Origin of the sequence: Phocaeicola salanitronis DSM 18170 (genome assembly GCF_000190575.1) — a bacterium.
In the GTDB taxonomy this organism is placed as follows: Bacteria; Bacteroidota; Bacteroidia; order Bacteroidales; family Bacteroidaceae; genus Phocaeicola; species Phocaeicola salanitronis.
On the sequence record NC_015164.1, the window covers coordinates 4,232,573 to 4,242,803 of the forward strand.

Genomic DNA, 10,231 nt, shown 5'->3' on the forward strand with positions numbered 1-10,231 from the left:
CTAAATTTAAACAATATGAAAGTCAAGACTAATTATGCTAACACTCCAGCCTGGAGAGAGGTTAATGTAAAATCTCGTATTCCGGAACCTTTGAAGATGTTGGAAAGGATGGCCCGCAACATTTGGTGGGCTTGGAATGATGAAGCTACAGAGATGTTTAAAGAACTGGATCCGGAATTGTGGAAAGCCGTAGGTCAGAATCCGGTCGCTTTGCTAGAGCGTTTAAGCTATGAAAAATTGGAAGATTTATCGGCTGATAAAGCCACACTTAAGAAAATCAACGATGTTTATTCCAAGTTTGAGGCATACATGAACGAGAAGCCTGACGCTTCGCGTCCTTCTGTCGCTTATTTCTGTATGGAGTATGGTTTGACTCATGTTTTAAAAATCTATTCAGGAGGTTTGGGTATCTTGGCTGGTGATTACTTGAAAGAGGCATCGGACAGCAATGTAGATATGTGCGGTATCGGTTTCTTGTACCGCTATGGCTATTTTAAACAGACATTGTCGATGGACGGTCAGCAAATCGCTAATTACGAAGCCCAGAATTTCGGTAGCCTGCCTTTGGAACGTGTAGTAGATGCAGAAGGAAAGCCTTTGGTTTTGGATGTTCCATATTTGAATTACTATGTTCACGCATGCGTATGGAGAGTGAACGTAGGACGTGTCCCTTTGTATTTGCTTGATACTGATAATGAGATGAACAGTGAATTCGACCGTTCGATTACTTATCAATTGTATGGCGGTGATTGGGAAAACCGTTTGAAACAAGAAATTCTTTTGGGTATTGGAGGCGTATTGTTGCTGAAGAAATTAGGCATCAAGAAAGATGTATATCACTGCAATGAGGGACATGCTGCTTTGTGTAATGTTCAGCGTTTGTGCGATTATGTAGAAAGCGGAATGACTTTTGATGAAGCGTTAGAAGTAGTACGTGCTTCTTCTCTTTATACGGTGCATACTCCGGTACCTGCCGGTCATGACTATTTCGATGAAGGTCTGTTTGGTAAATATATGGGCGGTTATCCGCAACGCATGGGTATCACTTGGGATGAGTTGATGGATTTGGGCCGTATCAACCCGGGTGACCATAATGAACGTTTTTGTATGTCTACGTTTGCATGCAATACTTGCCAGGAAGTGAATGGTGTAAGCTGGTTGCATGGAAAGGTGTCTCAGGAAATGTTCTCAGGCATTTGGAAGGGATATTTCCCAGAAGAGAATCATGTGGGCTATGTTACTAATGGCGTGCATTTCCCGACTTGGTGCGCTTCTGAATGGAAGAAATTGTATAACAAATACTTCGACCAGAACTTTTTGAAAGATCAGTCAAATCCGAATATTTGGGAAGCTATTTATAATGTGCCTGATGAAGAAATTTGGAAAACCCGCTTGGCATTGAAGAATAAGCTGATAGATTATATCCGGGAACAATTCCGCAAGAATTGGTTGAAGAACCAGGGTAATCCGGCTTTGATTGTTTCTTTGCTTGACAAGATTAATCCGAACGCTTTGACTATCGGTTTTGCGCGTCGTTTTGCTACATACAAACGTGCACATTTGTTGTTCAGCGATTTGGACCGCTTATCTAAGATTGTTAATAATCCAGACTATCCGGTGCAGTTCTTGTTTGCTGGAAAAGCTCACCCGCATGACGGTGCCGGCCAAGGGCTGATCAAGCGTATTATTGAAATTTCAAACCGTCCGGAATTCTTGGGTAAGATTATTTTCTTGCAAGATTACGATATGAAACTGGCACGCCGTTTGGTATCGGGCGTAGATATCTGGATGAATACGCCGACCCGTCCGCTGGAAGCATCTGGTACATCAGGTGAAAAAGCTTTGATGAATGGTGTTGTAAACTTCTCTGTATTGGACGGTTGGTGGCTTGAAGGATACCGTGAAGGTGCCGGATGGGCTTTAACTGAAAAACGTACGTACCAGAATCAGGAGTATCAGGATCAGTTGGACGCTGCTACAATTTATAGTTTGCTGGAAACTGAGATCTTGCCGTTGTATTACGCCCGTAATAAGAAGGGATATTCTGAAGGTTGGGTTAGAACAATCAAAAATTCGATTGCTCAGATTGCTCCGCACTATACGATGAAGCGTCAGTTGGATGACTATTACGCTAAATTCTATGGAAAAGAAGCTGAACGTTTCCATGCTTTGGAAGCAGACAATTATGCGAAAGTGAAAGCATTGGCTGCTTGGAAAGAAGAAGTTGCCGCAAAATGGGATTCTATTCAGGTTGTATCGATGGACAAGTGCGAAGAACTTCGTCAAGGCAATGTAGAAAGCGGTAAGGATTATACCATTACTTGCGTTGTAGACGAAAAAGGACTTGATGATGCAGTGGGAATCGAAATGGTGGTTACTTACAAGAATGCTGAAGGAAAGGAATATATTTATAGTGTAGTGCCGATGGAACTGGTAAAACGTGAAGGCAATTTGTATACATTCAAGATGGAATACAGCATGTCGAATGCCGGAAGTTTCAAGGTAGCATACCGCATGTATCCGAAGCACGTTGACCTGCCTCACCGTCAGGACTTCTGCTATGTGCGCTGGTTTAATGAATAATCCACTGATATAAGTGATGTTTTATAAAAGCCGGTTGATTCAATGAAGAGTCAACCGGCTTTTTTGGTCAGATAGCCTGCTTATCATCTTCGTAAAATCAGAAAGGCATCCTCGAAAACAGTTTTTGGCAGTTTTCTGTTTAAGGGTAAAAACAGTGATATTGTGCTTGCAGATAATCAAGTTTCTGTTTTCGGCCGGTATCCAATATGTGAGCAGCATATTGATTTTTATATTCCACGGCGTGGAATGTACATTCCATGGGCTGGAATATACGTTCCATGGCGTGGAATATACGTTCCAGCCCGTGGAACGTAAAATCAGAGCTATTGAAAGAAGAAAGCCTGTAGCTTTGTAGAAAAGGTTGACTACTTTAAGTCTTATTCGTAGTACGGGTTGACTCGTATTATTACTATTCATGCACAGGGTTAACCCTGTGGCCGTTTTTTCATGAAAAGGGTTTACCTTTCCGTTTTCGAGGCAAAGATAAGCTTTTATTTTCATCTTCCTCTCTATAACAAGGTAAAAACGTAAGTTTCATCCGGAGGCCGGCCGGCTTCCGGTCTGTGGGCGGCTTTGTCCTTTTATGGCCCTCTCCCGGAAACTGGTCCACTTCTTCTTCAGCTCCCCCTTGCACCGGGAGGCTTCGGCCGGCGTCATGCCGTCCAGGCTCCAGTGGGGACGTTCGTTGTTATAGAAGTCCACCGCCTCCTTCACCGCCTCCCTTACCTGAGTGATGTTCAGGAACGTCATGCCGCCGAGCAGCTCATTCTTGACCGTGTTGTTCACCCGTTCGGCCACCGCGTTGTCTTTCGGATTGCCGCTTTCGGTCATGCTGATGCGGATCTGACGTTCCTTCAAACGCCGCGTGTACTCGTAACTGGCATATTGCACGCCCCGGTCCGAATGGTGGATCAGGCCGCTCAAGTCCCTGTCCCCATAGTGCCGCAAGGCCATTTCCAGCGCTTCAAGGGGATAGCGGGAGTCCAATGTCTCGCCCACGCTATAGCCCACGATTTCCTTTGTGTAATAATCGGTTATGAGCGAAAGGTAGCAGAACGTGTATTCCCCCGTCAACGGATCCGTCCAGCATACGATGTAGGTGATGTCGCTCACTATCAGCTGGCAGGGCGCATCGGGTATCAGCGCTTTCACCAGGTTCGGATAGACCGGAAGCCCGTGGCGCGAATCGGTCGTCACGGCACGACGCTTACGGCGGCGGAGCTTAAGCCCGTGGCGTTCCATTATCGCATAAAAACGGTTGAAGCCCACGTGCCAGGCTGTGCCGAAACGGCGGTTGTACATCTGCCACAACTTGCCTCCTCCTATGCCCGGATCCTTGCGGCGGACCTCTCTGACGTAGTCCACAACGAAAGATTCCAGCGCCAGGCGGTGCAAAAGCTTGTCCTCATGCTTGTAGTAGGCCTGTTTGCTTACACCAAGCAGACGGCACATCGGGGCAATGCCGTAAAGACGCTTGTCCCGGACGTGCAGCCTACATGCTACTTGGTGCCAGCTTTTTTTAGCCGTATGCCGTATACTTCCTCCCCGAATGCGACCATCTCTTCATAGAAGTCGGCGCGGAGGCGTTCCCGTTCAAGCTCTTTCTTCAAACGGGCCAGTTCATTCTGAAGACGCTTGTAATCTTCCGGAGTCACATCTTTTCCTTGACGTTTCATCTGTTCTGCTATTTGAGGGTTTTCACGCTCAAAGGTAGACAATATACGATACAAAGTCGTACGGCTTATGCCGAATTTTTTCATTAAGGCGGAATTGTCCAACCCCTCAACTTTACACAAACGGTAAATCTCTACTGCACGGATGCAAGAATGATCGTGCACAAAACTTTCTTCTTTTTTCATTTTCTTGACTCTGATTTATGAGTCAACCTTTTCTAAAATAAGACAGCCATTCGGATTCGGGAATAAATCCATCCAATTGATTGAGTTTGTATTAACGCATTGGCACATTCCCGCATAGGCTATTGATTATAGTTCCAGCTTTTTCTTCAGTTCTTGGGAGAGGGCATCTTTGTGAACCAGGATGTAGATGGTTTTGGCACGGACATAGCTTTCCGACATGTTCAGGTATCCTCCGAAACGGTTCCCGTCGGCTGCCCATGAGTTCTTGGTGATGTAGTAGCGGGTGCCGTTTTGGTCGGTTGCAATACCGGTGATGTGCATCAGGTGATCATCGGTGGTTTTTCCAGATTCGTAGCCTTGCTGGCGGATTTCGGGAGTGACGTTCACTTCCGGATACGGACGCTTAAAATGGAATACTTCGGCAAGCCGGTCTTTTGTGCTCAGTTGTCCCCAGCGTGCACGGTCGCTGTCTTTATACAGGTCGGCATTCTCTACGTCGGGATTGATTGCCACTCCGTTGTTGAACGAGAACCCAGGTTCGCTTACGTCACCGTCCCAGCACAGGGTGTATCCGTTTTCCAATGCCGTGTCCATTGTGCTTATCAGTTCATCCAGAGGAAGGTTGTACATGCGTTGGTGCTCCCAGTTGTCGGGGATTTCCACTTCGAATGCTTTGTAATAGGGCTTGTGGGTGAAGCTGGTGAGCGGGATATAGTCGTCGGTGTCGATGTCCAGACTTTCTGCAAAGCTTTCAGGGGTGTATTCTTTGCCTTTATACGTGAATTTTTCGGGGAGTTTGCCGAAGTAGATATCGAACAGGCTATTGGCAAGCTGCTGGTATTGGGGGCTGTTCTTGCTTTGTTTGACTGCTTCTGCAGAGAGGGCTTCCACGTATCCGGCAAGTTCGGAGTGGTTGTGTACCGGTGAGTCGTAGTTAATGCCTGTATAGACTTCTTCGGGCACGATACCTACTTGGTTGAATGCAGTCATCCAACTGGTGGTGATGCTTCCTTGCCCTACGTTACCCTTGCCGTGGCGCAGGAAGTTGTCGGCCATCTGATTCAGGTATTTCTGGCGCACGATGAACATTTCTGAGAGATCGTATTCTCCTTTGCCTTGGCGCAGCAGTTCCGATTCGATGAACGAGGTGGTGGCGAAGCACCAGCATGTACCGCTTATTGCCTGGTCTTTTACGGGGGTTGTCTTTTGCTGGACTACGGTGTTGAACTTGTATCCATCTTTCTCTTCTGCCATTACCGGCAGGGTGGCAAGCGCGAAGGCTGCCCATACATAATGTCTCAGTTTCATGAGTTCTTGAGTTTTTAAGTTTTTGAGTTACTGATATCTGTTATTAGTTGTCCATTGTCAATTGTTCGTAAGGTATTCTTTTCGGAACATGTCGAGGAACAGCAGGAAGAGTGATACCAGCAACGGTCCGAAAATGATGCCCATAAAGCCGAAGATGGGAAGTCCTGCCACCACGCCGAAGATTGTAATCAGCGGATGGATGTTTGCCATTTTCTTTTGCAGGATGAACCGGATGAGATTATCGCATTGTGAGATGATGATGCCTCCGTAGGCAAGCAGTATCAGTCCGTGTACCCAATCGCCGATGATGAAGAAATAAGCGGTGACCGGAACCCATACCAGAGCCGTTCCTACCAGAGGGACGATGGAGGCGAAACCGGTAAGCATTGCCGTGAGAACCGGGTTCGGTGCATGGCAAAGCAAATAGCCGAACAATGAGATAAATCCTTGAATGATGGCTAGGAGAGGGATTCCGATGGCATTGGAGCGGACAATGAGCTGGATTTTCTGGAGCACTTCGCGCTTGTTGTTTTCTTCGAAAGGAAGCAGTTCGGAAATGAATTGCTCCATTTTGTCTCCTTCCCATAACATGAAGAACAAAAGCATAATGGCTACAGCCAGATTGATGATAAGATCGCTCACTCCCGTCATGATAGAGTGCCCGATAGAGGAGGCTTGTGTGATGATGAACGACAAGTTTTTTTCCGACAAAACGTCGAAGCCGGTACGTTTCTCGATGATGTCTATCATTTGTTGGGCAGGGCGGATGATATCAGCGGTGTCAAAGTGCAGATTGGATATTTGATTGACTACTGCCCAGCTGAAAAGTGAAAGAGGAATCAAGATAAATAAGGTCGTTCCGATGGTGACAATCCATACGGCAACCAATGGCTTGATTTTTGATTTCAGCCAGTTTGTAAATCCGCGTAAAAGCAGATAGAGGGTAAATCCGCCCAGTATGCCGTTCATATAGGGTTGGGCTTGACGGAACAAGAGGATTCCTAAGCCTACAATCAGAATGATAAGCGAGTATTTCCAATATGTTTCTTTCATGCTTTTATATATTAGGGTTATCGGATAATGTTGTTTCTTCTTTCTTTCGTTTTTTCCAGAGTTGCCAGCTGTTGATAATGTTTTGCCATGCCACGTAACTTCCCGGAGCGATGGCTGTAACCGGATTCAAGTAGGTTGTGGCCATCCAGATAGCGAGGATGGTATTTTTCTGTCCTAATGCTTGCCCTCCGCTAATCCGGTCGTTATGTTTTCCTCCGATGCTTTTTCCGCACCAGAACTGTAGGCAGCAGATTACCAATGCTAAACCGGCTATCATGCATTCTTCGCCTATCGATATATTGCCTTCTACAATCGATTTCATGGTTTCGCCCATGGCGATGGTCAAAGCGACAGCCCACAGATAAAATGCCATATCTTTAAGTCCTGTCAGAAAACGATGTACCGGAGGAAAGTATTTCCGTAAAAACAGGGCAATAAAGAAAGGGAACAGCAAAAGCGGGAATACTTTTCCTAATATTTTCAGAAACGACATTCCAAAAGAAAAATCAGAAGGTTCTACCAATGGGAATACCAACGGGACGACGATTGCCGCCAATAAGTTTGACATTAATGTGTAAGTGGTAAGCGAAGCGGCGCTTCCTCCTAATTTTCCTGTGATGACCGCGGCTGCAGTCGCGGTAGGACAGATAAGACATACCATGGCACCTTCTAACGCTATTTTCCAGTAATTCCCTGATTTGAAAAGCAGTAAGGTACCCGCAATGAACAGGCAGGATATCAGTTGGATTAGTAATAACTGGTAGGTCCAACGCCGAGGTGACAAATCCTTTATCTCTACTTTGCAAAAAGTAAGTAATAATTGCGAAAAAATCAGGAAAGGGGTTAGCCACGATACCTGAGCCTTGACAAAGGGTTTTAGCGGGGCAAGAAAATCGAAATATGCAAAACAGAAATATCCGATGATGCCTGCCAGCATGGCTAAAGGCAATGTCCAATTTTTTATAAACTGTAACATAGACTGTGCTCTCTTATTCATGGCGCAAAAATAAGGAAAAAGTGAAAAACGGTCGCATTTTTTTCTGTTTTTATAGACTTTCTCCTTTAAATTATAGATTTCTTTCATGGGATAAGGTGGAAAAGGCAAAAAACTATTACCTTTGCATCGGACTGATAATATGAAAAGGTATAAATTTTACATAGTATTCGTTTCCTGTGTCTTTTTATCGTTCTTGTTGGGAACGTTGCCGGCAGGTGCTTCAGATAAATTGTTTACGGTAGTTATTGATGCCGGTCATGGAGGTAATGATCCGGGTGCAATCGGTCGGCGTGGACGGGAAAAGAATATCAATTTAAGTGTGGCTCTGAAATTGGGCAAGCTGATTGAAGGGAATTGTAAAGACGCGAAAGTGGTTTATACGCGTAAGAAGGATATATTTGTCCCTCTTCATAGGCGTGCCGAAATAGCCAATGCGGCAAAAGCTGACTTGTTTATATCGATTCATACCAATTCGCTCGCTTCCCGTAATAGCCGGGTGCAGGGTACTGAGACTTATACGTTAGGGCTTCACCGGACGGAAGATAACCTGGAAGTGGCTAAGAAAGAAAATGCTGTTATTTTGATAGAAGATGATTACCAGCAACGCTATGCCGGGTTTAATCCGAATTCATCGGAGAGTTACATTATTTTCGAGTTCTTGCAGGATAAATACATGGCGCAAAGTGTAAGCTTCGCCCGGTTAGTGCAGAAACAGTTCCGTCAGAGTGCCCGCCGGGTGGATAAAGGTGTACATCAGGCAGGTTTTTTGGTGTTGCGTGAAACTTCGATGCCGAGTGTGTTGATAGAGCTGGGGTATATCACCAATCCTTCCGAGGAACAGTATTTGCTTTCCGAGTCCGGAAGTTCGGCTTTGGCGAAGAGTATCTATCAGGCATTTTTGACGTATAAGCAGGAAGGAAAGCAAGGCAATGTCATCGAATCGGGCAATGTTGTTGAAACGAAAAAGGAAGAGCCGCCTGTATCCGAACGGTCTGAGGATAAGAAACCACAGGCGAAGGCTCAGTCTGTCCAGCCTGTTTTCAAAATACAGATACTGACTTCTGATCGTGTGCTTCCGGTGAAAAGCCGTTTGTTTAAAGGCTTGGCTCCGGTAGGCTGGTACAAAGAAGGCGGCATTTATAAATATACGTATGGCGAGAGTACCGATTATAACCGGATACTTCGCTTGAAGCGTTCGAAAGTGGATGCCAAGTTCAAGGATGCTTTCATCATCGCGTTCAAGAATGGCGAGAAAATGAATATAAACCAAGCAATAAAAGAATTTAAACAAAATAGATAAGAACGGTATGAAAAAGGAGTTTAAAATAGGTTTGGCAGGAATTGCAGCACTGATTATTTTGTTTTGCGGCATTCATTACCTGAAGGGAATCAACATGTTCAAGCCCGAAAGTTATTATTTGGTGGAGTTTGAGAATGTAAATGGGCTTCCTGAGTCGAGTCCGGTATTTGCCAACGGATTCAAGGTTGGCATAGTCCGAGATCTTCGGTATAATTACCAGAAACCGGGGCATGTGCTTGTGGGTATTGAGTTGGACCAGCACATGAAGGTGCCTAAAGGAAGCCGTGCAGAACTGGTGACAGAAATGCTGGGTACTGTTAAGATGAATTTGTTGCTTAATCTTCAGAATATGGAATATTATGGCGAAAACGATACCATTCCAGGGGTTGCCAACAATGGCATTATGGGAGCGGCTGAGAAAGATCTGTTGCCTCAGATACAACGGATGTTGCCTAAAATGGATTCTATATTAGGTTCGTTAAACAAGTTGCTTGCCGATCCTTCTTTGGCGAATACCTTGCATAATGCTGAGCAACTGACGGCATCGCTGAATGCTACTGGGCGGCAACTGAATAAACTGATGGATACCGACGTTCCGCAATTGCTTGACAATGTTAATGCTACGGTTTCCAATTTGCAGGTAATCAGCAATAACCTGAAAGATGTAGACTATGCTTCTACGATTGCAAAAGTTGATTCAACCTTGGCGAATGTGCATCTGCTGACTGACAAGTTGAACCGGAAAGACAATACATTGGGATTGTTGATGAACGACTCTTCTCTTTATAAAAACCTGAATGCTACTTCTGCCAATGCGGCAAGCCTGCTTGAGGATTTGAAAGCGCATCCAAAACGTTACGTACATTTTTCTTTGTTCGGTAAGAAAGATAAATAATGTCTTATATAGAAATTGTCTAAATAGTATGTAAGGAAAAGCGAATGCTTTTGTATATGCTAATGCTTTGATATTCAATACGAGAATATCAAAGCATTTGTGTCTCGGCAGGTAATTGGTGTGATAATAATGTATTGAATTTCAAGCGGTTTTAAATTCGCAAATTTCATAAAATTGATGTTGTGTTTCTGCTTAAAACAATATATTGAAAACCAATATCTTATAAAATAGATGTA

At 44.8% G+C, this 10,231-nt stretch carries 8 protein-coding genes; 3 read left to right on the plus strand and 5 right to left on the minus strand.

All coding sequences use genetic code 11. The annotated features are described in order from the left end of the window. Nucleotides 1–15 precede the first annotated feature (15 nt). Nucleotides 16–2,583 carry an alpha-glucan family phosphorylase gene (glgP, locus tag BACSA_RS18360; protein WP_013619516.1) on the plus strand — a complete coding sequence of 856 codons (2,568 nt, stop codon included), beginning with the start codon at nucleotides 16–18 and terminating at the stop codon, nucleotides 2,581–2,583. A gap of 534 nt (nucleotides 2,584–3,117) precedes the next feature. On the opposite strand, the gene BACSA_RS18370 is transcribed toward glgP, so the two are convergent. The 5 genes from BACSA_RS18370 to BACSA_RS18390 form a co-directional block, all read right to left on the minus strand. Next, entirely contained in the window at nucleotides 3,118–4,134 is a 1,017-nt protein-coding gene (locus BACSA_RS18370; RefSeq protein ID WP_316928574.1) for an IS3 family transposase, read from the minus strand. Then, nucleotides 4,083–4,442 carry a hypothetical protein gene (locus BACSA_RS18375; RefSeq protein WP_013616650.1) on the minus strand — a complete coding sequence of 120 codons (360 nt, stop codon included), beginning with the start codon at nucleotides 4,440–4,442 and terminating at the stop codon, nucleotides 4,083–4,085. The genes BACSA_RS18370 and BACSA_RS18375 overlap by 52 nt, the downstream gene beginning before the upstream one ends. A 126-nt stretch (nucleotides 4,443–4,568) precedes the next feature. Continuing rightward, entirely contained in the window at nucleotides 4,569–5,750 is a 1,182-nt protein-coding gene (locus BACSA_RS18380; protein ID WP_013619518.1) for a C1 family peptidase, read from the minus strand. 57 nt (nucleotides 5,751–5,807) lie between these two features. Then, complete coding sequence (locus BACSA_RS18385) at nucleotides 5,808–6,803, minus strand: AI-2E family transporter (protein ID WP_013619519.1); 996 nt, start codon at nucleotides 6,801–6,803, stop codon at nucleotides 5,808–5,810. Between the two features lie 4 nt (nucleotides 6,804–6,807). Beyond that, nucleotides 6,808–7,779, minus strand: a complete 972-nt coding sequence (locus tag BACSA_RS18390; protein WP_013619520.1) for a bile acid:sodium symporter family protein — start codon at nucleotides 7,777–7,779, stop codon at nucleotides 6,808–6,810. A gap of 160 nt (nucleotides 7,780–7,939) precedes the next feature. Between BACSA_RS18390 and BACSA_RS18395 the strand changes: the two genes are divergently transcribed. Both BACSA_RS18395 and BACSA_RS18400 read left to right on the plus strand, forming a co-directional pair. Then, nucleotides 7,940–9,100, plus strand: coding sequence for an N-acetylmuramoyl-L-alanine amidase family protein (locus BACSA_RS18395; RefSeq protein WP_013619521.1), 1,161 nt, complete (start codon nucleotides 7,940–7,942; stop codon nucleotides 9,098–9,100). Nucleotides 9,101–9,107: 7 nt separating this feature from the next. Continuing rightward, nucleotides 9,108–9,995 carry an MlaD family protein gene (locus BACSA_RS18400; RefSeq protein WP_013619522.1) on the plus strand — a complete coding sequence of 296 codons (888 nt, stop codon included), beginning with the start codon at nucleotides 9,108–9,110 and terminating at the stop codon, nucleotides 9,993–9,995. The last annotated feature ends 236 nt before the right edge of the window (nucleotides 9,996–10,231 follow it).

What these genes read in the sequence shown, in the direction of transcription:
- BACSA_RS18375 (WP_013616650.1), bottom strand. Translation starts at nt 4,442, where the DNA reads ATGAAAAAAGAAGAAAGTTTTGTGCACGATCATTCTTGCATCCGTGCA.
- BACSA_RS18395 (WP_013619521.1), top strand. Translation starts at nt 7,940, where the DNA reads ATGAAAAGGTATAAATTTTACATAGTATTCGTTTCCTGTGTCTTTTTA.
- glgP (WP_013619516.1), top strand. Translation starts at nt 16, where the DNA reads ATGAAAGTCAAGACTAATTATGCTAACACTCCAGCCTGGAGAGAGGTT.
- BACSA_RS18390 (WP_013619520.1), bottom strand. Translation starts at nt 7,779, where the DNA reads ATGTTACAGTTTATAAAAAATTGGACATTGCCTTTAGCCATGCTGGCA.
- BACSA_RS18385 (WP_013619519.1), bottom strand. Translation starts at nt 6,803, where the DNA reads ATGAAAGAAACATATTGGAAATACTCGCTTATCATTCTGATTGTAGGC.
- BACSA_RS18400 (WP_013619522.1), top strand. Translation starts at nt 9,108, where the DNA reads ATGAAAAAGGAGTTTAAAATAGGTTTGGCAGGAATTGCAGCACTGATT.
- BACSA_RS18380 (WP_013619518.1), bottom strand. Translation starts at nt 5,750, where the DNA reads ATGAAACTGAGACATTATGTATGGGCAGCCTTCGCGCTTGCCACCCTG.